Origin of the sequence: Neoroseomonas eburnea, from assembly GCF_018129005.1 — a bacterium.
Taxonomy (GTDB): Bacteria; Pseudomonadota; Alphaproteobacteria; order Acetobacterales; family Acetobacteraceae; genus Neoroseomonas; species Neoroseomonas eburnea.
This window is the reverse complement of the sequence record NZ_JAAEDL010000006.1, coordinates 100186-122023: the sequence shown is the minus strand read 5'-3', so window position 1 is coordinate 122023 and position 21838 is coordinate 100186. Positions and strand designations below refer to the sequence as shown.

The window sequence follows — 21838 nt, the reverse complement described above, 5'->3', positions numbered from 1 at the left end:
ACAATGCCCAACGCCACCGATCACGAGGGCCGCGCGTCCAGCGCCTCGGCGCGCGCCGCCGCGTCGGCTGCCGCAACGCGGCGCTTGCTGCTCGTCGGCGCCACGGCCGGCGCCCTCGCGCCGCTGGCCACGCCGGCGCTGGCTCAGGCGCGCCCCCTGCGGATCGGGATGGTGACGTCCCTCTCCGGCCCCTTCGCCGCCCTTGGCGAGAGCATGCGCGCCGGGATGCGCCTGCTGCTGGCGCAGTCGGGGGAACGCTTCGCCGACCGTCCGGTCGAACTGATCGTCGAGGACGACCAGGCCCGCCCCGATGACGGCGTGCGCAAGGCGCGCAAACTGATCGGCCAGGACCGCGTCGATCTGCTGTGCGGTGTCATCCACTCCGGCGTCGCACTGGCGCTGCGCGACGTGGTGACGGAAGCGCAGATGCCGACCTTTCTGCTGGGCTCGGCCAACGACCTCGCGCGCAAGGCCGTCAGCCCGTACATCCTGCGGCCGACCAAGACCAACTGGATGCTCGGCAGCACCGCGGCGCGCCGGTCCCATGAGACGCACCCCGGCGCGCGGGTGGTCACCGCGGCGTCGGACTATGCGGCGGGGCGCGAATTCGTCGGCGACTTCGTGCAGACCTATCAGGAGTTCGGCGGGCGGATCGGCCGCCAGTTCTGGACGCCGCTGGGCAGCGCCGATTTCGGCCCGCTGCTCACCGCCATCGCCGCCGAGCGGCCGGACTCCGTCTACGTCTTCTTCGCCGGCAGCGACGCGGTGCGTTTCCTGCGGCAATGGAAGGAGTATCGCCTCGCCGGGCGTATCCGGCTGACCGGTACCGGCGCCTGCTTCGACCAGGAAGACGTGCTGCCTGCGGTGGGCGATGCCGCCCTCGGTGCGGTCAATACCTTCCACCAGTCGCCGACCGCGCCGGCTAGCGCCGCCTTCGTCGAGGCCTATCGCACCAGCGGCAAGGGCCTTCCCGGGGAGTTCAGCACGACCGGCTATGCCTGTGGCCAGGTACTCCGCGCCGCCACCGAACGGACGGGCGGCGACCCGACCGATTGGGCGCGGACGCGCCAGGCCCTGTTCGATGCGCCGGTGGACACCGCCTTCGGCCGCATGCCTTTCGATCCGCGCAACGGGCAGGCGATCCTCGACATCCATGTGCATGAGGTCCGCTCGGCCCCGGGCGGGGTGATCAACACGGTCGTGCATACCTATCCGCAGCTCCGCGATCCCGGGCCCAATGCCTGATTTCCTGGGCTACGCCGCGATCCAGACGCTGAACGCGCTGTCCTTTTCCGCCCTGCTGCTGCTCAACGGGCTTGGCCTCTCGGTCGTGCTCAGCCTGATGAACTTCGTGAACCTCGCCCATGGCTCCTTCTTCCTGATGGGTAGCTATGTCGCGATCTTCTGGCTCGGCACCGGCGCCCCCTGGTGGCTGGCCTTCCCGGCCGCCTTCCTCGCCGCGGGCCTCGCCGGCGCGCTGCTCGAACGCTTTCCCTTCCGGCACTTCTACGCGCGGCCGCACCTGATGCAGGTGCTGCTGACCTATGGGCTGTCGCTGATCTTCGCCGACCTGATGCGCTGGGGCATCGGCGCGCAGATCCTGCTGCCCGAACTGCCCGGGGCGCTGCAGGGCGTCGTCTTCATCCTCGACATGCCGTTTCCCGTCTTTCGCCTGTTCCTCATCGCGGCAGGGGTGGCGCTGGGGCTGCTGCTGTGGCTGCTGCTCGATCGCACGATCTGGGGCGCCGTGCTGCGCGCCGCGGTGACGGATCGCGGCATCGTCGAGACACTGGGCATCGACACGCGCCGCGTCTTCACCGTGGTCCTGGTGCTCTCGGCGGGCCTCGGCGGTCTCAGCGGCGCGCTCGGCGCGGGGATGCTCGCCGCCTATCCGGGCCTGGACGAGGAGGTGCTGCTGCTGGCGCTGGTCACGGTGGTGGTCGGCGGGCTCGGCAGTTTCGGGGGCACGGTGGCCGGCGCCCTGGTGGTCGGCTTCGCGCTGACCTTCAGCAAGGTGTGGTTTCCGGAATTCGCCAATCTCGCGGCCTTCGCCGCCCTCGCCCTGTTGCTGCTGCTCCGCCCGGCCGGGCTGGTGGCGCCGCCCCTGCGGCGGCTATGAAGCGCAACATCGCGATGGTGGCGCTGCCCGCCGCGGCAGCGGCGGCCGCCGCCCTGCTGGCGGATGATTTCGTGCTCCGTTTCCTCGCCGAGATCCTGCTGTTCGGCATCGCTGTGATGAGCCTCGATATCCTGATCGGCTTCGGCGGGCTGATGTCGCTCGGCCATGCCGCGCTGTTCGGCGGAGCCGCCTATGCGGCGGCGATCGCGGCGCGGCAGTGGGGCGGCGACGTCGCGCTCGTGCTCGGCAGCGGCATCGCCACGGGCATGGTGCTGGCCGCGCTGATGGGCGTGGTGGTCCTGCGCAGCGGCCATCTCTTCCTGCTGATCCTGACGCTGCTGATGGGGCAGATGGTCTGGGAAGTGGCGTTCCATTGGCGTGAGGTGACGGGCGGTGCGGACGGGTTGCGCGGCCTGCCGGCGCTGTCCCTCGGTCCCTGGACGCTGTCCACCGCGCGTGCGCTGTTCCTGCTCGCCGCGCTGCTGGCGGCCGTCGCATTTGTCGTTGGGCGCTCCTTCGTGGCGGCGCCGATCGGCCGCGCGCTGGTCGGCACGCGCGAGGAGCCGATCCGCATGGCGGCGCTGGGCTACAGCCTGTTTGCCGTGCGCTTCCGCGCGCTGGTCCTCGCCGGCGCCCTGGCCGGGGCGGCCGGGGCGCTGTTTCCCTTCGTCAACCTTTATGTCGGCCCGCAGAGCGTGCATTGGACGCAGTCGGCGGCGATGGTGATCATGCTGGTGATCGGCGGCATCGGCTCCCTGTGGGGCGCCTTCATCGGCAGCGCGGTCTATCTCGGCATCCAGACCTACCTCAGTGCCTACACCGACCGCTGGCAGCTCTGCGTCGGGCTGGTCTTCGTGCTGACGGTGCTGCTGCTGCCGAACGGCATCGCGAGCGGGTTGCGCATCCTGCGGGACCGGTTGCGCCGGCGCGGCGCATGACGGCCATTCTCGAGCTGCGTGGCGTCGGAAAGCGCTTCGGTGCCTTCAGCGCGCTCCGCGACGTCGCGTTCGATGTCGGCGAGAGGGAAACCGTCGGGCTGATCGGTCCGAACGGCGCCGGCAAGACGACGTTGTTCAACGTCATCACGGGCTTCCTGCGCCCCGATGAGGGCAGCATCCGCCTTGCCGGGCAGTCGATCGACGGGATGGCCCCGGCCCAACGGGTGGCGCGCGGCCTGGCGCGCACCTTCCAGACGGCGATGGTCTTTCCGGGACTGACCGCACGGGAGAACATTGCCATGGCGGTGCGGCAGCATGCCGGTGACGGTCTGCGCTGGTTCGGCGGGGCCCGTGCTGCCTCGGCGGCGGCCGAGATCGCGGTGCGGCTGCTGGGGGATGCCGGTCTCGCGCACCGCGCGGAGACGCCGTTGCGCGACATGTCCCACGGCGAACGCCGCATCGTCGATGCGCTGATGTCACTCGCGCTGTCGCCCCGGCTGCTGCTGCTGGACGAACCCACGGCCGGACTCACGCGCGCGGAATCCGACAGGCTGCTCGGTATCCTGCGCCGCAACCACGCGGACACGGCGCTGCTGCTGGTGGCGCACGACATCGACATCGTGTTCGGCCATTGCGACCGCGTGGTGGTGATGGAACTCGGCCGGGTGATCGGCAGCGGCACGCCGGCCGAGGTGCGCGAGGACGCGGAGGTGCGCCGCGCCTATCTCGGCTCGACGGGTGGATGATGATGCGCGCGGCCGATCCGATGCCGCATGAGCCGGTGCTGGCCCTGTCCGGCGTCTCGGCGGGCTATGGCGGGGCAGCCGTGCTGGAGCATGTGTCCCTGGTGCTGCGCCCCGGAGAGCGCGTCGCGGTGCTGGGCCGTAACGGGACCGGCAAGACCACGCTGGTGCAGGCTGTTTTCAACCTCGGACCGCAGGTCGGCGGGTCCGTGCAAGTGATGGGGCGGGAGGTCGCCGGCTGGCCGACCTACCGCATCGCCCGGCTGGGCATCGCGCTGGTCCCGCAGGGGCGGGGAGCCTTCCCGGATCTGACCGTCGTCGAGAACCTGCGCCTGGCGACGCTTCGCGGCCGGCCCGGCGCCTGGTCGCTCGAACGGGTGTTCGAGCTCTTTCCGCGCCTGGCCGAACGGCGCGCCACGCCGAGCAACGCGCTGAGCGGCGGCGAGAGGCAGATGCTGGCGATCGGGCGCGCTTTGCTGACCCAGGCCTCGCTGCTCGTGCTCGACGAACCGAGCGAGGGGCTCGCGCCATCGGTGGCAGAGGAGGTCATCGTGAACACCCTGCGCAGCTTGGCCGGCGAGGGGAAAACGGTGCTTCTGGTGGAACAGAACCTGTCCCTGGCGCTGCGGTCATGCGAACGCGCAGTCATCCTTGCCGGCGGAAGGATCGTCTTCGATGGCGCGTCCTCGGACCTTCTGGCGGCGGGCGGGATGCTGGCCGATCACCTTGGCGTGTAGGCCGGGTCGCTTCGTGACAATTCCGGATCCTGCGGGCCGGGCTTGCGTAGATGCCATGTCGCAATCGCCCCGCCGCTTGACCCGTTGTTCGCGAGCCGGGCCAGCCGGAGCCGGCACCGTCAGAGCCCTTTCTCATGCCTGGCAGAACCTTGGGCGGATCGAGGCGAGGCGAAGTGGCCGGAGCGGCGCTCGCGGCGGGTGAGGCTGTCGCCCGAATGACGTTCCTGCCAGGCACGGCAGGCTTGACTATCTGCAACCGCTTCCGGCGCACCCCCCTATATGATGCGCGCGTTGCATGTGCAGGCGCAAAGCGGACCAGGAGGATGCAGCCATGCGTGCCGTTCTCTCGATAGCCGCGACAGGCATTGCGGGGCTGGTGGCCGCAGGTCCGGCGCAGGCGGAAGTGCGGGTGACTTTCGTCAACCCGCAGTCGTTCGCCGACGCCAATCTCTACGCGGCGAGGCCTGCCGATCAGACTTCGCCGACGCTCGTCGGGCTGCGCCGGATATTCGAGCGCATCGGGCAGGACCTGCCGCCAGGCCAGGTCCTCCTCATCGAAGTCCTCGACGTTGATCTCGCGGGCTACTTTCCGCCCTGGCAGGTCCCGAACCCCAGCATCCGGGTCATGGAGCCGACGACGTGGCCGCGCATCAGGTTGCGGTACTCGCTCTCGCAGGAGGGTCGCGTCGTGGCCAGCGGCGAGGAGACTCTGACGGACATGACCTATCTGCAAAGGCCGGAAGCCGTTCGATCGGGCGCCCCTCTGCGCTTTGAGGAGCCCATGCTGCTCGATTGGTTCGCCGATCGCTTCGGCACCGCAGGGCGTCTGACGCGGCGTTAGGCAGGCGCTGCGAGGATCGTGCCGCCGAGGAGGTTTGTGGCGCATCGGTCATAGCGAGTTGCGATGCGCCTCCAGTGCTTCAGGCGGCCGAACGTGGTCCTGGTGCGGCGGCGCGGACGATCGAGGGCCTGGTCCGAGGGATCGGCTGCCCGCGGTCTGTCCTGGCCGGGCGGCATGCGGGGCATGAGCCCGGAACCCCAGCTTCTTCCGGGACGCCGCCCGCGTGCGAGGGCGGCGTCGCGGGCATCAGGCACGGCGCATCGCCGCCGTGGCCAGGCCGGCGCCGATGAGCACTGCGCCGCCACCGCGGTTGAAGGCCCGGCGGACACCAGGCCGGCGCACCGCGCCCGACAGGCGTACCGCGAGCAGGGCGTAGAGGCCTGCATTCAGCGCCGCGAGCGTCACGAAGCTGGCCACCAGAACCACCGCCTGCGGCAGAAAGGGCGCCGTGGCATCGACGAAGAGCGGCACGAAGGCAACGAAGAAGGCGATGCTCTTGGGGTTCAGTGCCGTCACCACATAGGCGTCGCGGAAGGCGCGGCGGGCGGTGACGGGGGGCATCGCCCCCTCCTCCACCGGCGCCCGCCAGAGCTTCAGGCCGAGCCAGACCAGGTAGGCCGCGCCGGCGAACTTCAGCATCGTGAACAGCGTCGCCGAGGCCGCCATCAATGCGCCGAGCCCGGCCAGGGACAGCGTCATCGCCGTCAGGTCGCCGAGCGCAACGCCGGCGACCAGCGGCAGCGCCGCCCGCCGGCCGGCGCCGAGCGACTGGCCGATCACCAGCAGGATGGTCGGCCCGGGTATCGCCAGCATCACCGCGGTCGCGGCCAGGAAGGCGAGCCAGGCATCCAAGGTCATCGTGCCGTCACTCCGCCGCACGCGCCGCCGGCGCGGCGGCCGCGTCGAGCGCCTGGGACAGGTCGTCGATGATGTCCTCGACATCCTCGAGCCCGACCGAGAGGCGCACCGTGCCTTCCGCGATGCCGAGGCGCGCGCGCTCCTCCGCCCCCACGCGCATATGCGTCGTCGTGGCCGGGTGCGTCGCCAGCGACTTCGAATCCCCGAGATTGTTGGAGATGTCGATCAGCTGCAGCGCGTCCATGAAGCGGAAGCACGCCTCCTTGCCGCCCTTGAGGTCGAAGCTGACCAGCGTGCCGCCGGCCGACATCTGAGCCATGGCGAGCTTCTGCTGCGGATGGTCGGCGCGGAAGGGGTAGAATACGCGCTCCACCTCGGCCCGTTCGGCCAGCATGTCGGCGACCGCGGCGGCGGCGCGGCACATGGCGGGCACGCGCAGGTGCAGCGTCTCCAGCCCCTTGAGGATCACCCAGGCGTTGAACGGGCTGATCGACGGGCCGGTGTTGCGGATGAAGGGCTGCAGCGTGTCCTCCACCCACTTCTTCGAGCCCAGCACGGCGCCGCCGAGCACGCGGCCCTGGCCGTCGAAATGCTTGGTCGCGGAATAGACCACGACGTCGGCGCCGAACTGCATCGGCTTCTGCAGCAGCGGGGTGGCGAAGACATTGTCCACCACGACGATCGCGCCGGCCCTGTGCGCCAGCGTGCAGACCGCGCGCAGGTCGACGATCTCGAGCATCGGGTTGGACGGCGTTTCGAGCAGCACGAGGTTCGCGGGCCTCGACAGCGCTGCTTCCCACTGCGCCAGGTCTGCGCCGTCGACGAATTCCGTCGCGATGCCGAAGCGCGGCAGCAGGGTCGAGACGATCCAGTGGCAGGACCCGAACAGCGCGCGCGAGGCAACGACACGGTCCCCGGTCTTGAGGTGGGAAAGCATCGCGGCGTGCACCGCGGCCATGCCGGTGGCGGTGCAGCGGCAGGCCTCGGCCCCTTCGAGGGCGGCGATGCGGTCCTCCAGCATGCCGACGGTGGGGTTGCCGAAGCGGGAATACTGGTAGTGCTGGACCGTGCCGGCGAAGGTCGCCTCGGCCTGGGCTGCGCTGTCGTAGACGAAGCCGGAGGTGAGGAACATCGCCTCGGCGGTCTCGTCGAAGCCGGAGCGCATCTGCCCGCCGCGCACGAGCAGCGTGGCGGGGCGGAGCGGATGGTCGGGACGGGACTTGGCCATGGGGCGACACCTTCACGGAAGAACGGCGTCCGGCCCCTGCACGGGGGTAGGAATGCGCGGCATCCCCACGGCCGTTTAGCGCGCTTGTTTTCCCCCACCGCGCCGCTGCGCGGCATTGATGGGGACCCCGAAGGAACCTCGCCGCAAGCTGGCCGGACAAATCGCGAGGGGCGTTTCCGCCGATCCTGTCGTTACGCCCGGCGGGGGCCGGCGGTCAAGCGGTGGCGGCGGTCGGAGGTCTTGCAGGCGGCAACCTGATGCCGCGGCAGGCCGGGGTGCTGGCCGATGCGACGCGGCACGGCCGCCGCCGACGCCCTTCGGGGTAGCTTGCCCGACACGGCACGCCCCGCCTATAGAGGGAGGGCTGCGGGCGTAGTTCAGAGGTAGAACGTCAGCTTCCCAAGCTGAATGTCGTGGGTTCGATTCCCATCGCCCGCTCCAGCACCCCCCCCTCGAAAATCCAGCGATCCGGGCTCTTGCACCGGTTGCAGCGAACGCCGACCCGCTCGCGCCGACGAAGTTGCCCTGCTTCGGTAGTCTCCGGGACTTCCTGCACGGCTCCCCCCGGCCTCTGCACTCAGTGGTCGGCATATCTGTTCTGTCCGCCGCTGATGCGGCGACTTCGCGGGGAAGACTGTTCGCCGCCCAGCCGCCCCTCCCCAACGCGCAACTCGCCGCACCAGCCCTCCAGGTCGCGCCTCGCCGCGGAAAACCGGCCTGGAAGGGCGGCCCTCCCCTGTCGCCTGCCCCGGACGGCCCCTCACCGCGCCTTGATGGGACGGTTCCCATGGCTATCCTGGGGCACGCCGCGACCGAGCGACATATGGCTGTGCACGCCGACCCAGCGCCCGTCCGGCTGCTTCTGCAGCACGATGGTCGCGCGTCCCGGACGCGGGAACTCGGTGCCGTCGGGATGGAAGCCCGTGCTGGTCCAGGGAACGACCGCCACGGCGGTCTTCCCGTCCTCGGAGGACAGCACCAGCGTGTTCACGGCGTCGATCGCGAAGTCCTTGGTGCGCGGCCAGACATTCGACCACTGCGTGTCGGTCCAGGCCTCCCGGCTGCGCACCAGCTCCTGGTAGGTGCCGAAGATCACGATGTCGTCGTGCCAGAAGGGATAGGCACTGCGGAAATCCACCTCGCGCACGCAGGCCGCGAATCGTTCGAGCCAGTCCAGGATTTCGGCCCTGGTCGCCGCAGATGCCTCGGGGACGGGAAGGTTTGTCATGTTTGGTGTGCTCTCACTGGATCAGGCCAGCACAGGGCCTGGCAGCGGATCGGTCAATGGCGCAGCCCCCGGCACTTCCTCCGGACCAATGCCGATCCGGGCCATCGCCGGCCATATCGCCCGCGCGGTGCCGCGGGCGGCGGCACCGATGGCCCCGTGACCTCCGCAGCGGGGATCGCGGGAGAAGCCGGACGGCGACACCGATTGCGCGATGCCTGATACCCACTCACCCAGGCACTCGCAGGCGGCGGCGCAGGCGATCGGGCCGTCCGTCCCGCCGACAGGAAGCCGGCACATGGCGGAGGCGCGGCGCCGGGCGCACAATGGGCGGCGCCACGCCTTCCGCCGCCTCCGCAAGGACCCCGTTCAGCTACGCCGCACCTCCCAGAAGGCGAAGACTTCCGAGATCGGCTCGGTGATCGAGCGGCGGAAGGCGGTGTTGGCGAAGTACTGGCCGGAGGGCAGATAGGGCGCTTCCTCGAACACCACGCGCTGGATCTCCTCGGCCGCGCTGCGCTGGGCGGCGAGGTCCGGCGCGTCGAACCACGCCTGGCGCAGGGCATCGAGGCGCGGCACGGTCGGCCAGCCGAACCAGGCCTGCGCGCCGTTGGCGCGCAGGAACTGCATGACGCCGGGATTGATGCCGTCCAGCCCGTTCCATGTGGTGTGGAAGAAGTTCCAGCCGCCATTCGCCGGCGGCTCCCGGCTGGCTCGGCGCTGCACCAGCGTGCCCCAGTCGGAGACGCGGTAGTCCACCTCCATGCCGAGGCGCACGAACAGATCCCGCCCGACCTCCGCCAACGCCATCAGCACCGGCTGATCGGAGGGCGCCAGCATGACGATGGTCTCGCCGCGATATCCCGCCTCGCGCAGTTCCCGCTTCGAGCGTTCGATATCCCGCGGGCCGGTGATGGCCTCGATCCCCGCGGCATTGGCGAGCGGCGAGCCCGGCGTGAACACGCCCACCTCCGCGTTCCACAGGGAGGGATCGACGCCGGCGGCCGCGGTCATGAAATCCTGCTGCGACATGGCGCGCAGCACGGCGCGGCGCACCGCCGGCTTGTCGAAGGGCGCATGCAGGCAGTTGAAGACGCCGGTGCCGAAGGTGCCGAGCGGGCTCGAGCGCTTCAGCGTCACGTCGCGCGCGCGGCGCAGCACGGGGACCAGGTCGTTCGGCGGATTCTCCCACCAATCCACCTCGCCGTTGCGGATGGCGGCGGCGGAGGTGCCCGGATCGGGCATCACGTGCCACTCGACACGGTCCAGATGCACGCGCTTCGGCCCGGCGGCCCAACTCACCGTGCCACTCTCGCGTGGGCGGTAGGCCGGATTGCGTTCATAGACCACGCGCGAGCCGACGAGCCGCTCATTCGCGACGAAGCGGAAGGGACCGCTGCCGATCGTCTCCTGGATCCGGGTGTTGGCATCCGCCGCGGCGATGCGCTCCGGCATGATGAAGAGCGCGGGCGGGCCGATCTTGGCGAGCGCGTCCAGCATCGGACCGAAAGGGCGGCTCAGGCGGATGACGAAGCTGCGATCGTCCGGCGCCGTCATCTCCACGACGCGCGAGAGCATCACCTGGCCAAGCGCGTCGCGCTGCGCCCAGCGGCGGATGGAGGCGATGCAGTCGCGGCCGCGCACCGGTTCGCCGTCGTGGAACAGCAGGCCTTCGCGCAGGCGAAAGCGCCAGGTCAGGCCGTCGCCATCGGCCTCATAGGCCTCGACCATCTGCGGCTGGGGCCGAAGCTGCGAGTCCAGCCCGAAAAGCTGGTCATAGATCATCAGCGCGTGGTGGCGCGTGATGTAGGCGGTGGTGAACACGGGATCGAGGACCGTGAGATCCGTCTGCGGCACGTAGCGCAAGGTTCGTGCGGCGGCCGGCTGGGCGAAAGCGGGACGCGCGAGCAGTCCCGCGCCCGTGGCGGTCAGAAGATGACGTCGAAGCATGGCTCAGGCCTTCCCAGCGACATTGCCGCCGGTGACCTGCGATCTCCCGCCGCGAGCAAAGCAGGGCTTCGCAGGCCTTCGCAAGGCCCCGCAGGCAAAGTCCCGCAACGTGCCGGGCGATGGCGGGATCAGACCCGGCGCCGGCGCCTGCTCAAGGGGTGCCTGCGCCGCCCTGCTGCGGTTCGCTCTCCATCCCCTCATGCGCCGCGAGCCAGTCCGCCCGATGCGAAAGCAGCAGGCGGCGGCCCGCCTCCATCCCCTGCGACATCTCCATCGCGAATCGCTCCGTGTCGCGCCGGCGCAGGGTGGCGATCACCTCATCCGCCTCCTCATCCGCATTGCCCAGACGGATCAGTGCTTCCCGCCCCATCGCCAGGGCGGATTCGAAGGTCTCGCGCACCTGATGGTCGGCGCCGGCCTCCACCAGGCGGATCGCATGCTCGCGGTCGAAGGCGCGGGCCAGCACCGGAATGCCGCCGAACTCGTCCTTCACCAGATGGACAATGCGCAGCGCCGTCTCGCGGTCGTCCACGCAGCAGATGATCAGCCGGGCGCGTCCCGCCCCGGCCGCGTGCAGGATGTCGAGCCGCGTTCCGTCACCGTAATGCACCCTGAAGCCATAGGCATTGGCCTCCCGCACCATCTCGGGGTCGGTGTCGATCACCGAGATGGAGCAGTTCCGCGTCAGCATCGAACTGCCCACCATCTGGCCGAAGCGCCCGAAGCCGATGATCAGCACGCTCGCCGAGTTGTGGTCCGGTGCCTCGACCCCATCGAGGGAGGGCATCTCCGGCGGCATCAGGCGGTCATGCAGCATGATCATCACCGGCGTCAGCACCATGGAGACGATGACCGCGGCGGTCAGCACCGCATTCGTCGGGGCATCGATGATCCCGACCGCCGCCGCGGCCGCGTAGAGCACGAAGGCGAATTCGCCGCCCTGGGCCATCAGCACGGCGCGCTCCAGCGCCTCGCGGTGATCGGCGTGCCCCAGCCGCGCTATCCCATAGATGGCGAGCGCCTTGAACATCATGTAGGCAACCACGCCGACAGCGACGACCGACCAGTTCGCCGCGATCACCGCAAGGTCGAGCGCCATGCCGACCGCCAGGAAGAACAGCCCGAGCAGGATGCCGCGGAACGGTTCCACATCCGCCTCGAGCTGATGCTTGAAGGCGCTTTCCGACAGCAGCACGCCGGCGAGGAAGGCGCCCATCGCCATGGAAAGCCCACCAAGCTGCATCGCCAGCGCGGAGCCGAGCACCACCAGCAGCGCGGCCGCGGTCATCACCTCCCGTGCTCGCGCCTCGGCAAGCAGCCGGAACATCGGGTTCAGCAACCACAGCCCCGCCGCCACCAGAGCGGCGATCGAAGCAAGCCCGATCCCCACCGCCTGCCACCGCGCCCCTGCCGTCATCTCCACCCCGCCCGGTGCGAGGAAGGCGACAAGGGCGAGCAGCGGCACGATGGCGAGATCCTCCAGCAACAGGACGGCGATGATCCGCTGCCCCGCCCGGATGCCGACCATCCGCCGCTCCTCGAGCATCTGCATCACGATGGCGGTGGAAGTCAGCACGAAGCCGGTTCCCGCCACGAAAGCGACCGTCGGCGGAAAGCCCATCGCCAGACCCACGCCGGAGAGCAGCAGGATGCACACCGCCACCTGCGCCACGCCCAGCCCGAAGATCTGCCGCCGCATGCCCCACAGCCGCGACGGTTCCATCTCCAGCCCGATGATGAAGAGGAACATCACCACGCCGAGCTCGGCGACATGCAGGATGGACTGCGCATCGTTGAACAGGGCGAAGCCATAGGGGCCGATCACCAGCCCGGCGACCAGGTAGCCGAGCACCGAGCCAAGGCCGAGCCGCTTGAACAGCGGCACTGCCACCACGGCCGCGCCGAGCAGCGCCACGACGCTGACGAGGTCGGGGCCGTGCGCCTCAGCGGCCACCGGCGCCGCCCCGCTGCCAAGGTTGGAAGGTCATGCTGAATCCCCGGTTGCTGGAGCGGAATGCTGACGCGCGGACCGGCTCGGCGCAACGCGCAGGTCGGCGACGCGCCGCGCTGGCCGGGTTCCTCATCGGCATCCCGGGTGCCGCGCCGGTCTGCCGCCGAGCGCTGCCGGGAGGAACGGCTTTCGGACAGGTCATTTGAATTCCATGCCAATGCCATGGATCTGATCCTCATTGCCGCCTTCCCCGGCTTCCTGCGCTCCGCCCCGCCATGCGGCTGGGACGCGGCCCCGAAGCGTGGAAACATGCCGGCCATGAGGGACGGAGACGCCAGGATGATGACTTCCTCAGTCGGCACCACGCGGCCAGGGGTGGGCCCATGACCTCCAAGGTCGCCCTGGTCACGGGCGCGGGGCGCGGTATCGGCCTTGCCACTGCCCGCCGCTTCCGCGCCGAGGGCTGGCGCGTCGCCCTGCTCGACATCGATGCGGAGCTGCTCGGCACGGCGATGGCAAGCCTCGCCGCGCCCGAGGCGACGCTCGCGCTCCATTGCGACGTTGCCGACGCCGCCGGCGTGCACGCCGCCGTCCAACGGGCGGCGGCACATTTCGGCCGGCTCGACGCGCTGGTGAACAACGCCGGCGTGGCGGTGTTCAAGCCGATCCTCGAGACGACGCCGGAGGAATGGGCCCGCGTGCTCGCGGTGAACCTCTCCGGCCCCTTCCTCACCACCCAGGCGGCCGCCCCGCTGATGGCCGAGACCGGCGGCGGGGCGGTGGTGAACATCACCTCCATCTCGGGGCTGCGTGCCTCAACACTGCGGGTCGCCTACGGCACCAGCAAGGCCGGGCTGGCGCATCTGACGAAGCAGCAGGCGGTGGAACTCGCGGCATTCGGCATCCGCGTCAACGCTGTGGCGCCCGGGCCGGTGGACACGGCGATGGCCAAGGCGGTGCACACGCCGGAGATCCGGCGCGACTACCACGATACCATTCCGCTCAACCGCTACGGGCTGGAGGAAGAACTCGCCGAGGCGATCTTCTTCCTGTGCAGCGACCGCGCGAGCTATCTCACGGGGCAGGTGATCGCCGTGGACGGCGGATTCGAGGCGACGGGGATCGGGCTGCCGACGCTGCGGGCGGAGCGCAGGAATCTCTGAATAGGGTCGGCCGATTGAGGGGGCTTTGCCCCCTCAAGCTCCCCCAGCAGGGGACACGGTCCCCTGCACCCGCGGATCCTTGATACGAGCGGCACGAGTTCTTGACTCGTGCCGAGGCCGCGAATAGCGGCCGCTGGTATGAGTCATGGTTTCCAAAGGCCCTGCGGCCTTTGGCGGGGTGAGCCCGAGAGGGGCAGGGCCCCTCTCGGAACCGCCCCTAGGCATGACTGAACAACGGCTGCCCCGGGTGTTCCCACCGTGCCCGCAGCACGCTGCCGCTCTCGCTCTCGGTGATGAAGAGGTCGCGGTTCTCCGGCCCGCCGAAGCAGACATTGGTGGTCCCGAGCCCGCGTGGCGACCGGATGCGCAGCAGCGGCTCACCAAGGCGCGAGAAGACCCATACCGTCCCCATCCCCGCATGCGCGACCGCGATGTTGCCCTGCACGTCCATCGCCATTCCATCGGGCCCGGCGAGCCCGCCCGACATGGCAATGAAGCGCCCGACGCGGATGACGCCGCCATCCTGCATCACCGGCACGCGCCAGATCGCGTTGTCGCGCGTCGCGGCGACATAGAGCGTGTGCCCGTCCGGCGTCAGCACCAGGCCGTTCGGGCTCGGGATGTTGGAGACCAGCGCATCGGCCTGCTCCGCCCCCGCGCGCAGGCGATAGGCGCGCCCCGCCGGATCGTGGAGCCCGGTCTGCCCCTGGTCGGTGAAATAGAGGTCCCCGTTCATCGCGAAAGTGCAGTCGTTCACGCCGCGGAAGCCCTCCCGCCGCGCCCGCGGCAAGAGCGGCGTGACGCTACCCGTGGCGGGATCGAGCCGCATCAGCCCGCGCTTCGCGTCGGTGATCGCGGCCCAGCCGTCGCGATGGAAGGCAAGGCCGTTCGGCTCGCCGTCGTATTCCGCGACGACGGACCATTCGCCGCCGGGCGTCACGCGGAAGATCCGCCCGAAGACGATGTCCGTGAGCCAGAGATCCCCGGCACGATCGAAAGACGGCCCTTCGAGGAAGGAATGCGGTGTCGCGCCCCCGCGACCATAGAGCCACTCGCTCGTACGGCCGCGGATGCGCAGCGCCTCGGGAATTTCGGCATGAATCTCGGCGGTGATCGAAGGGGGTGCGGGGTACATGTCTCAGCCCAGGGTGATGTTGGCATCACGGATGAGCCGCGCGGCGCGTTCGCGCTGCGCGACGACGAAGGCCGCGAATTCATCCGGACCGTTGCCGACCGGCACGATGCCGATCTGCGCCATGCGCGCGCGGACGTCTGGCTGTGCGAGGGCGAAGACCGCCGCGGCGTGCAGGCGCGTGATCGCCGCCGGCGGCGATCCGGCCACGGTCCAAAGGCCGTTCCATTCGTCGAAGTCGAAGCCCGGAAAGCCCTGGTCGGCAATCGTCGGCATGTCCGGCAGGGCGCCGATGCGGCGCAGCCCGGCGGCGCCGAGACCGCGCAGGCGCCCGCCCTGGACATGCGCCGTCGCGGCGGAGGCGGAGGCGAAGGCCATGGCGACATTGCCGGCCACCAGGTCGGTCATGGCGGGACCGCCGCCACGATAGGGCACATGCATCACCTCGATCCCGGCCATGCGGGAGAACTCCACCATGGCGAGATGCGCGCCCGTGCCGTTTCCGGAGGAGGCGTAGGACAAGGTGCCCGGCCGCGCCTTCGCGGCCGCCACCAGGTCCGCGATGCTGCGGAAGGGCGATGCCACGGGCACCACCAGCATCTGCGGCTGCCAGGTGAGCTGCGTGATGGGCGCGAAGGCGGAGGCGTAGTCGAAGGAAAGCCCCTGCATCAGCGTCGGGTTCACGACATGGCCCATGCTGTCGAGCAGAAGCGTGTGTCCATCCTTCGGTGCGCGCGCGACCTCGGCGGCGCCGATCGACCCACCCGCTCCGCCGCGGTTCTCGATCACGACGCTCTGGCCGAGCTGTGCCGCGAGATGCGGCTGGAGCAGCCGCGCCACCGTGTCGGTGCCGCCGCCCGGCGGGTAAGGGGGAATGATACGGATGGGCTGCGCCGGGAAGGCCTGCGCGCGGGCGATGCGCGGGAAGGCTGGCACCAGCGCGGCGCCCAGCAGGGCGCGCCGGTCGAATGGCATGGTCGTATCCTCCGTTCTTGCGGACAGGCGGGAACCTGCGCCGCCGCCCGTCACCAGGGGCCGCGGCGCCATCTCATCGAGGGATAGCGGCGCGATAGGCCGCAAGGAGCTGCGTCCCTTCCGGTCCGGCGCGCTGCGCCCATTCCCGGGTCTGCCGGACGCCGATCTCGCGCAACTGCGCCAGGAACTGCGGCGAGGGTGTGCCGACCTGCATGCCGCGTGCGCGCAGGCGCTCGACCATCTCTGTCTCCGCTGCCTTGGCGGCATCCAGGCCGCGCGCGGCCGCGCGCTCGGCGGCCTGGGTCAGCACGTCGCGCGTTGCCTCGTCGAGCGCACGGAAGGCACGCGCATTGACGATGATGAAGTTGCGCGCCCGCATGCCGCCGACATCGGTGAAGTAGCGCGCGTAGTCCCAGGCGCTGGTGTCGACACCGGTCTGCGCCGAGGTGAACATCGCCGCGATGACGCCGGTGGCAAAGGCTTGCGGGATCTCCGCCACCTGCACCGTGACGGGCGCGGCGCCGAGCAGTTCCGCCATGCGCGTCGTCAGCACGTTGTAGGTGCGGAAGCGCAGGCCGCGCAGGTCCTCGACGGCACGGATCTCGGTGCGCGTGTAGAAGGCCTGGCTCGGCCAGGGAACGGCGTAGAGCGGGACGATGCCCTGGCGCTCCAGTCGCGCGCGGATGAAAGGCATGCTCGTGCGGTCGAGCGCGGCGGTCGCATCCCAGGTGTCCGCGAGGAAGGGAACGCTGTCCACCTCAAAGAACGGGTCCTCATTGCCGTGTACCGAGAGCAACACCTCGCCCATCTGGATCTGGCCGGTCTGCACTCCCCGCTTGATGCTCGGCATCTGCAGCAACGAAGCGCCAGGATGGAGCTGGATGGAAAGGCGGCCCTCGGTGCCGCGCTCCACCTCCTCGGCGAAGGCGCGGATGTTGCGGGTGTGGAAGTTGCCCTCGGCGTAGGCGGTCGCCATGGTCCAGCGCGTCTGCGCCAACGCGCCGCCGCACCCCATGGCCAGCATCGCGGCGGCCAGAACTGACCTGCGCAACAGCATCGGTATCCTCCCTGGATCGCCGGCGATCATCCGTCGCCGTGGCATCATTCTTTCCTCGCCCTCCCGGTCCTGCAAGCCCGGGCGCCCCTGGTCTGGCCGCGGAGGTGGCGCTAGCCTTCCCGCACGGAGGAAACATCATGGCCCGTGCGCTGCCGCTGCTGCCGACCTCGCTCGTCGGCTCCTACCCCCAGCCTGACTGGCTGATCGACCGCAAGCGGCTGGCCGGCCGCTTCCCGCCGCGGGTGCGGGCCCGCGAGCTGTGGCGCGTCGCGCCGGAATTCCTCGACCAGGCGCAGGACGACGCGACGCTGCTGGCGATCCGCGCGCAGGAGAAGGCGGGGCTCGACATCATCACGGATGGCGAGATGCGGCGCGAGAGCTACTCCAACCGCTTCGCCACGGCGCTGGACGGGGTGGACATCGACAATCCGGGGTCTGCGCTCGACCGCAGCGGCCATCCGAACCCGGTGCCTCGCGTGGTGGGGCGCATCCGTCGGCGCCATGCGGTGGAAGCGCGCGACGTGCAGTTCCTGCGCGCCAACACCGACCGCGTCATCAAGATCACGGTGCCCGGCCCCTTCACCATGGCCCAGCAGGCGCAGAACGATTTCTACGAGGACGAGGCGGAGATGGCGATGGACTACGCCGCCGCCGTCAATGAGGAGATCCGCGACCTCTTCGCCGCCGGCGCCGATATCGTGCAGATCGACGAGCCATACATGCAGGCGCGACCGGAGAAGGCGCGGCAATACGGCCTGGACGCCGTGAACCGCGCGCTCGACGGCATCGAGGGCATGACGGCGCTGCACATCTGCTTCGGCTACGCCGCCATCATCCACGAGCGGCCGCACGGCTATTCATTCCTGCCCGAGCTGTGCAACTGCCGGGTGCGGCAGATTTCGATCGAGACGGCGCAGTCCAATCTCGACACCTCGGTGCTGAAGGGGCTGCCGGAGCAGACCATCATCCTCGGCGTCATCGACCTGGCGGAGCTGAAGGTGGAAAGCGCGGAGACGGTGGCGGCGCGCATCCGCCGCGCGTTGCCGCATGTCGATCCGGCGCGGGTGATCGTCGCACCCGATTGCGGCATGAAGTACCTGCCGCGCGAGGTCGCGGACGGGAAGATGCGCGCCATGGTCGAAGGCGCCGCGATCGTGCGGCGCGAACTGACGGGGGCAGCGCGATGAAGCCGTCCCTGCCGCCGCTCGACGTCGTCCCGAAGCCGTCCTGGCGCGCACCCGCGCTGTCCTGCGACTGCCACTTCCACATCTTCGGGCCCTATGACCGCTTTCCGCTGGATGCGGGGCGGCACTACGACCCGGCGGCGGCACTGATCCCGGCCTATCTGCGCATGGCGGAGGCGCTCGGCATCGAGCGGATGGTGATCGTGCAGCCTTCCGTCTACGGCACGGACAATGCGTGTTCCCTGGATGCGGCGGCGCGCTTCGGGTTGGACCGCGCGCGGGTCGTCGCGGTGGTGGACGACAGCTTCGACGAGGCGGCGCTGCGCGACCTTCACGCGCGCGGCACGCGGGGCGTTCGCTTCAACGCGGTGAGCGGCAACGGCACGCCGCTCGATCAGCTCGAGGCGCTGGCGCGGCGGATCGCGCCGCTGAGCTGGCACCTGCAGCTCTACGCGGAGGGGCACCAATTGCCGGAACTGGCGCCGCGCCTCGCCGACCTGCCGGTGGAGGTGGTGGTGGACCACATGGGCGGCGTGCGCACGGCGGAAGGGCTGAACGCGCCAGGCTTCCAGGCGCTGCTGCGGCTGGTCGGCAGCGGGCGGGCCTGGGTGAAGCTGTGCGGCTACCGGATTTCCTCGGCCGGGCCGCCCTTCGCCGATGTCGCGCCCTTCGCGCGCGCCCTGCTGGATGTTGCGCCGGATCGCTGCGTCTGGGGCACGGATTGGCCACACCCCTCGCTGGCGGAGTGGATGCCTGAGGACGGGGCGCTGCTCGACCGCTTCGGCGAATGGGCGCCCTCCGCTGCCGAGCGGCGCCGGGTGCTGGTGGACAACCCGGCACGGCTCTACGGCTTCTGATCTCGACCGCGCGAAGGAAGACCTTCGCGCGGCGCGTTTCGCTTGGCGGCGCCTACCGCACCGGCGGTTGGAACATCAGCGCGAAGCCCGGGATGTAGGTGGTGAGGAACAGCACCACCAGCATCCACAGGATCTGCGGCCAGATCGCCCGGCTGATGCGCATCAGCGACAGCCCGCTGATCGCCATGCCGATGAACAGGCAATAGCCGATCGGCGGCGCCGCCATGCCGATCGAGACATTCGTCACGATGATGGCGCCGAAGTGGATCGGGTCCACGCCGAAGCGATTGGCGATGGCGATCAGCATGGGCCCGAGGATCACCATGATGGCGATCTCGTCCATCACCGCCGCCAGCAGGAAGAAGGCGATGTTCAGCGCGGCGAGCGCCATCCATTTCTCGCTGACGTTCGCCGCCAGCCAGGTGGCGAAGCGCGTCGCGATCTGCTCCTGCGCCACCAGGATGCCGAAGCCCGCCGAGACGGCGATGATGGCGCAGACGATCGCGCTGGTGCGCATGGCGCTGGCGAAGATCTTCGGCAATTCCCGCCAGTCGAGCTGCCGCTCCACGAAGAGCCCGACCAGTAGCGCATAGACGCAGGAGACGGCCGCCGCCTCGGTCGGCGTGAAGATGCCACCGTAGATTCCGCCCAGCACCACCAGCGGCGAGGCGAGCGCCCAGCGCCCCCGTGCGAAGGCGATGGCTGCCTCCTTCAGGCTGGCGCGCGGCAGGCGAGGCACGTCGTTGCGCCAGGCATGCACCCAGCAGATCACCAGCAGCCCGAGCGCCAGCACGATGCCGGGCACGATGCCGGACAGGAACAGCCGGCCGATCGATTGCTCCGCCACGATGCCCCAGATGACGAAGGCGATGGAGGGCGGGATGAGCGGCCCGAGCACGCCGGCGCTGACGGCGATCGACGCCGCGAAGGCCTTGTCGTAGCCGGCCTTCGCCATGGCCGGGATCATGATGGCGCCGATCGCCGCCGTGGTGGCGGGTGCCGAACCGGAAATGGCCGAGAACACCAGCGCCGCCAGCACCGTGACCATCGCCAGCCCGCCGCGCAGGTGACGCACAAGGGTGGAGGCGACGTCCACCAGTCTCTGGGACAGGCCGCCCGCGGACATCAACTCCCCGGCCAGCATGAAGAGCGGGATGGCAAGCAGGCTGAACTGCTGCGAACCGCTGATGACGGATTGCGCCAGGAAGGCGGGTTCGATGTCGGCGGCGATCAATGCGCCGGTGACGGCCAGTGCGATGGCGATGGCGAAGGGTACGCCGAGCACGACCATCAGGCCGAAGCCGGCGGTGAGGAACCAGGCGATCTCGGTCATGCGGCGCCGTCCACCGTGCCGCCGGGCCGCAGCGCTCGTTCCAGGCCGAAAAGCGCCATCAGCGCGCCGCAGGCGATGCCGAGCGCATTGAGGATCTCGGTCGGGTAGCCGATCGCCGCCGAGACGGAACCCGAGGTGATGTCGAGGAACCGCCAGGCGGACCAGACGAGGAAGGCGCCGAGCGCTGCCGTGACGGCATCCAGCAAGCGCTCCGCGGGGATCCGCGCGTCACGTGGCAGCCTGTCCGGCAGCAGGGTCAGGCGCACGTGGAAGCCTTCATGCACGCCGAGGGCAAGTCCGCCCAGCACGCTCCAGGAAAACAGCAGCACCGCCGCCTCCTCGCTCCAGGAGGAGGCAGCGCCGACCACGTATCGCATCACCACCTGGTAGGTGATGCAGCCGAGCATGCCGGCGGCGGCAAGCGCGATGGAGACGCGCGTCGCCCCCGCCACCGTGCGGGTGATCGAGCCGAGCGCGGTCACTGCACCGCGGCCAGCGCGTCCCGCACGATGTCCGCGCCGATCTGGCCGCGGAAGCTCTCGTACATCGGCAGCACGCCGCGGCGGAAGGCGGCCTTGTCCGCGACCTCGTTGATCTGCATGCCGTGGCGGCGGAGGCTTTCGAGGAAGCCGGTATTGGCGGCGGCATTGGCGGTGCGCTGGGCGCGCGTCGCCTCGGCTGCGGCCTCGGTGACCGGGCCCTTCAGCTCGGCGGGCAGGCGGTCGAAGCTGCGCTTGGCCATCAGCAGGCCGATCATCGAGTAGATGTGGCCGGTCAGCGAGAGGTACTTCGTGACCTCGTAGTACTTGTTCTGGTCGATGATCCCGAGCGGGATCTCCAACCCGTCGATGGCACCCTGCTGCACGGCGGTGAAGGTCTCGCCCCAGGCCATCGGCACGGCGTTGCCGCCGAGGCTGCGGAACATCTCAATGTAGATCGGGCTCTGCAGCACGCGGAACTTGATGCCGCGAAGGTCTTCCGGCCGCGCGATCGGCCGGATGTTGTTGATCATGTGGCGGAAGCCGCCTTCCATGTAGCCGAGCGGCACGACGCCGCGGGCTTCGAGGCGCGTCTTCAGCGCCTGCCCGACCTGGCCGTCGAGCACGCGATGCGCCTGTTCCTCGCTGGAGAACAGGAACGGCATGTCATTGACCTGGAAGGCCGGCTCGACCTGCGCGATCACCGCGTTGGTGATGACGCCCATGTCCACCGTGCCGAGCCGCATGCCGTCCAGCATCGGACGTTCGTCGCCGAGGGCGCGGTTGGGGAAGAGCTGCACGTCCACGCGCTCGCCGACGCGCCGTTCCAGCGCCTGCTTGAACAGCCGCGCGCCGTTCGCGTAAGGGTCCTGCGCACCATCGCCGCTGGTCCAGCCTATGCGCAGCACCGTGCGGCCCTGCGCGCGAAGGACGGCCGGCGCCGCGGCAAGGGCGAAGGTGGCGCCCGCGAGGGCGCGGCGGGTGAGACGTGTCATCGGGCGTTTCCTCCGACCTCCGGTTGGGTCCGGACGAGTCATCGCGATGATAGGCGGTCGCAACGGCGCGGCA

Annotated in this window: 20 protein-coding genes and 1 tRNA gene; 10 read left to right on the top strand and 11 right to left on the bottom strand. The window is 70.0% G+C overall.

Features of this window, described 5'->3' with window-relative positions; genetic code table 11:
- The first annotated feature begins 3 nt into the window (after positions 1–3).
- From GXW74_RS08115 to GXW74_RS08090, 6 genes are all read left to right on the top strand, one after another.
- Positions 4–1245, top strand: coding sequence for an ABC transporter substrate-binding protein (locus GXW74_RS08115; protein ID WP_211845977.1), 1242 nt, complete (start codon positions 4–6; stop codon positions 1243–1245).
- Positions 1238–2119: a branched-chain amino acid ABC transporter permease gene (locus tag GXW74_RS08110; RefSeq protein WP_246523060.1), complete on the top strand. Its 882-nt coding sequence runs from the start codon at positions 1238–1240 to the stop codon at positions 2117–2119. Before GXW74_RS08115 ends, GXW74_RS08110 begins: the two co-directional genes overlap by 8 nt.
- Entirely contained in the window at positions 2116–3057 is a 942-nt protein-coding gene (locus tag GXW74_RS08105) for a branched-chain amino acid ABC transporter permease (protein ID WP_211845976.1), read from the top strand. The genes GXW74_RS08110 and GXW74_RS08105 overlap by 4 nt, the downstream gene beginning before the upstream one ends.
- The gene (locus tag GXW74_RS08100) at positions 3054–3803 is read left to right on the top strand and encodes an ABC transporter ATP-binding protein (RefSeq protein ID WP_211845975.1); all 750 of its coding nucleotides are present in this window, start codon (positions 3054–3056) and stop codon (positions 3801–3803) included. Before GXW74_RS08105 ends, GXW74_RS08100 begins: the two co-directional genes overlap by 4 nt.
- On the top strand, positions 3800–4537 hold the full coding sequence (locus GXW74_RS08095; RefSeq protein ID WP_246523058.1) for an ABC transporter ATP-binding protein: 738 nt from the start codon (positions 3800–3802) through the stop codon (positions 4535–4537). The genes GXW74_RS08100 and GXW74_RS08095 overlap by 4 nt, the downstream gene beginning before the upstream one ends.
- Positions 4538–4868: 331 nt before the next feature.
- The gene (locus GXW74_RS08090; protein ID WP_211845974.1) at positions 4869–5378 is read left to right on the top strand and encodes a DUF3016 domain-containing protein; all 510 of its coding nucleotides are present in this window, start codon (positions 4869–4871) and stop codon (positions 5376–5378) included.
- A gap of 246 nt (positions 5379–5624) precedes the next feature.
- Here GXW74_RS08090 and GXW74_RS08085 read toward each other — a convergent pair whose 3' ends face one another.
- Positions 5625–6236, bottom strand: coding sequence for a LysE family translocator (locus GXW74_RS08085; protein WP_211845973.1), 612 nt, complete (start codon positions 6234–6236; stop codon positions 5625–5627).
- A gap of 7 nt (positions 6237–6243) precedes the next feature.
- A complete protein-coding gene (gene metZ, locus GXW74_RS08080; protein ID WP_211845972.1) occupies positions 6244–7464 on the bottom strand; it encodes an O-succinylhomoserine sulfhydrylase in 1221 nt (406 codons plus the stop codon).
- A gap of 366 nt (positions 7465–7830) precedes the next feature.
- Between metZ and GXW74_RS08075 the strand changes: the two genes are divergently transcribed.
- Positions 7831–7905 (top strand) — tRNA-Gly (locus GXW74_RS08075).
- A 319-nt stretch (positions 7906–8224) separates the two neighbouring features.
- On the opposite strand, the gene GXW74_RS08070 is transcribed toward GXW74_RS08075, so the two are convergent.
- The 3 genes from GXW74_RS08070 to GXW74_RS08060 all read right to left on the bottom strand — a co-directional run bounded on the left by GXW74_RS08070 (position 8225) and on the right by GXW74_RS08060 (position 12593).
- Entirely contained in the window at positions 8225–8692 is a 468-nt protein-coding gene (locus GXW74_RS08070) for a YybH family protein (protein WP_211845971.1), read from the bottom strand.
- A 366-nt stretch (positions 8693–9058) separates the two neighbouring features.
- The gene (locus GXW74_RS08065; RefSeq protein ID WP_211845970.1) at positions 9059–10639 is read right to left on the bottom strand and encodes an ABC transporter substrate-binding protein; all 1581 of its coding nucleotides are present in this window, start codon (positions 10637–10639) and stop codon (positions 9059–9061) included.
- A 151-nt stretch (positions 10640–10790) separates the two neighbouring features.
- Complete coding sequence (locus GXW74_RS08060) at positions 10791–12593, bottom strand: monovalent cation:proton antiporter-2 (CPA2) family protein (protein ID WP_211845969.1); 1803 nt, start codon at positions 12591–12593, stop codon at positions 10791–10793.
- A 380-nt stretch (positions 12594–12973) separates the two neighbouring features.
- Between GXW74_RS08060 and GXW74_RS08055 the strand changes: the two genes are divergently transcribed.
- Entirely contained in the window at positions 12974–13753 is a 780-nt protein-coding gene (locus GXW74_RS08055; protein ID WP_211845968.1) for an SDR family NAD(P)-dependent oxidoreductase, read from the top strand.
- A 217-nt stretch (positions 13754–13970) separates the two neighbouring features.
- On the opposite strand, the gene GXW74_RS08050 is transcribed toward GXW74_RS08055, so the two are convergent.
- The 3 genes from GXW74_RS08050 to GXW74_RS08040 form a co-directional block, all read right to left on the bottom strand.
- The gene (locus GXW74_RS08050; RefSeq protein WP_211845967.1) at positions 13971–14888 is read right to left on the bottom strand and encodes an SMP-30/gluconolactonase/LRE family protein; all 918 of its coding nucleotides are present in this window, start codon (positions 14886–14888) and stop codon (positions 13971–13973) included.
- Between the two features lie 3 nt (positions 14889–14891).
- Positions 14892–15860 carry a Bug family tripartite tricarboxylate transporter substrate binding protein gene (locus GXW74_RS08045; RefSeq protein ID WP_211845966.1) on the bottom strand — a complete coding sequence of 323 codons (969 nt, stop codon included), beginning with the start codon at positions 15858–15860 and terminating at the stop codon, positions 14892–14894.
- Between the two features lie 73 nt (positions 15861–15933).
- Complete coding sequence (locus tag GXW74_RS08040) at positions 15934–16917, bottom strand: TRAP transporter substrate-binding protein (RefSeq protein ID WP_211845965.1); 984 nt, start codon at positions 16915–16917, stop codon at positions 15934–15936.
- A 137-nt stretch (positions 16918–17054) separates the two neighbouring features.
- Between GXW74_RS08040 and GXW74_RS08035 the strand changes: the two genes are divergently transcribed.
- Both GXW74_RS08035 and GXW74_RS08030 read left to right on the top strand, forming a co-directional pair.
- On the top strand, positions 17055–18104 hold the full coding sequence (locus GXW74_RS08035; RefSeq protein ID WP_211845964.1) for a uroporphyrinogen decarboxylase family protein: 1050 nt from the start codon (positions 17055–17057) through the stop codon (positions 18102–18104).
- Positions 18101–18958, top strand: a complete 858-nt coding sequence (locus GXW74_RS08030; RefSeq protein ID WP_211845963.1) for an amidohydrolase family protein — start codon at positions 18101–18103, stop codon at positions 18956–18958. Before GXW74_RS08035 ends, GXW74_RS08030 begins: the two co-directional genes overlap by 4 nt.
- A 52-nt stretch (positions 18959–19010) precedes the next feature.
- Here the strand turns inward: GXW74_RS08030 and GXW74_RS08025 are convergent, their stop codons facing one another.
- Genes GXW74_RS08025 through GXW74_RS08015 form a run of 3 tightly spaced genes read right to left on the bottom strand, consistent with a single transcriptional unit; the run spans position 19011 to position 21765 of the window.
- On the bottom strand, positions 19011–20291 hold the full coding sequence (locus GXW74_RS08025) for a TRAP transporter large permease (protein ID WP_211845962.1): 1281 nt from the start codon (positions 20289–20291) through the stop codon (positions 19011–19013).
- Entirely contained in the window at positions 20288–20773 is a 486-nt protein-coding gene (locus GXW74_RS08020) for a TRAP transporter small permease (protein WP_211845961.1), read from the bottom strand. The genes GXW74_RS08025 and GXW74_RS08020 overlap by 4 nt, the downstream gene beginning before the upstream one ends.
- Entirely contained in the window at positions 20770–21765 is a 996-nt protein-coding gene (locus GXW74_RS08015; RefSeq protein WP_211845960.1) for a TRAP transporter substrate-binding protein, read from the bottom strand. Before GXW74_RS08015 ends, GXW74_RS08020 begins: the two co-directional genes overlap by 4 nt.
- Positions 21766–21838: the final 73 nt, after the last annotated feature.

What these genes read in the sequence shown, in the direction of transcription:
- metZ (WP_211845972.1), bottom strand. Translation starts at nt 7,464, where the DNA reads ATGGCCAAGTCCCGTCCCGACCATCCGCTCCGCCCCGCCACGCTGCTC.
- GXW74_RS08055 (WP_211845968.1), top strand. Translation starts at nt 12,974, where the DNA reads ATGACCTCCAAGGTCGCCCTGGTCACGGGCGCGGGGCGCGGTATCGGC.
- GXW74_RS08105 (WP_211845976.1), top strand. Translation starts at nt 2,116, where the DNA reads ATGAAGCGCAACATCGCGATGGTGGCGCTGCCCGCCGCGGCAGCGGCG.
- GXW74_RS08110 (WP_246523060.1), top strand. Translation starts at nt 1,238, where the DNA reads ATGCCTGATTTCCTGGGCTACGCCGCGATCCAGACGCTGAACGCGCTG.
- GXW74_RS08065 (WP_211845970.1), bottom strand. Translation starts at nt 10,639, where the DNA reads ATGCTTCGACGTCATCTTCTGACCGCCACGGGCGCGGGACTGCTCGCG.
- GXW74_RS08040 (WP_211845965.1), bottom strand. Translation starts at nt 16,917, where the DNA reads ATGCTGTTGCGCAGGTCAGTTCTGGCCGCCGCGATGCTGGCCATGGGG.
- GXW74_RS08025 (WP_211845962.1), bottom strand. Translation starts at nt 20,291, where the DNA reads ATGACCGAGATCGCCTGGTTCCTCACCGCCGGCTTCGGCCTGATGGTC.
- GXW74_RS08095 (WP_246523058.1), top strand. Translation starts at nt 3,800, where the DNA reads ATGATGATGCGCGCGGCCGATCCGATGCCGCATGAGCCGGTGCTGGCC.
- GXW74_RS08030 (WP_211845963.1), top strand. Translation starts at nt 18,101, where the DNA reads ATGAAGCCGTCCCTGCCGCCGCTCGACGTCGTCCCGAAGCCGTCCTGG.
- GXW74_RS08050 (WP_211845967.1), bottom strand. Translation starts at nt 14,888, where the DNA reads ATGTACCCCGCACCCCCTTCGATCACCGCCGAGATTCATGCCGAAATT.
- GXW74_RS08115 (WP_211845977.1), top strand. Translation starts at nt 4, where the DNA reads ATGCCCAACGCCACCGATCACGAGGGCCGCGCGTCCAGCGCCTCGGCG.
- GXW74_RS08070 (WP_211845971.1), bottom strand. Translation starts at nt 8,692, where the DNA reads ATGACAAACCTTCCCGTCCCCGAGGCATCTGCGGCGACCAGGGCCGAA.
- GXW74_RS08085 (WP_211845973.1), bottom strand. Translation starts at nt 6,236, where the DNA reads ATGACCTTGGATGCCTGGCTCGCCTTCCTGGCCGCGACCGCGGTGATG.
- GXW74_RS08100 (WP_211845975.1), top strand. Translation starts at nt 3,054, where the DNA reads ATGACGGCCATTCTCGAGCTGCGTGGCGTCGGAAAGCGCTTCGGTGCC.
- GXW74_RS08045 (WP_211845966.1), bottom strand. Translation starts at nt 15,860, where the DNA reads ATGCCATTCGACCGGCGCGCCCTGCTGGGCGCCGCGCTGGTGCCAGCC.
- GXW74_RS08090 (WP_211845974.1), top strand. Translation starts at nt 4,869, where the DNA reads ATGCGTGCCGTTCTCTCGATAGCCGCGACAGGCATTGCGGGGCTGGTG.
- GXW74_RS08015 (WP_211845960.1), bottom strand. Translation starts at nt 21,765, where the DNA reads ATGACACGTCTCACCCGCCGCGCCCTCGCGGGCGCCACCTTCGCCCTT.
- GXW74_RS08035 (WP_211845964.1), top strand. Translation starts at nt 17,055, where the DNA reads ATGGCCCGTGCGCTGCCGCTGCTGCCGACCTCGCTCGTCGGCTCCTAC.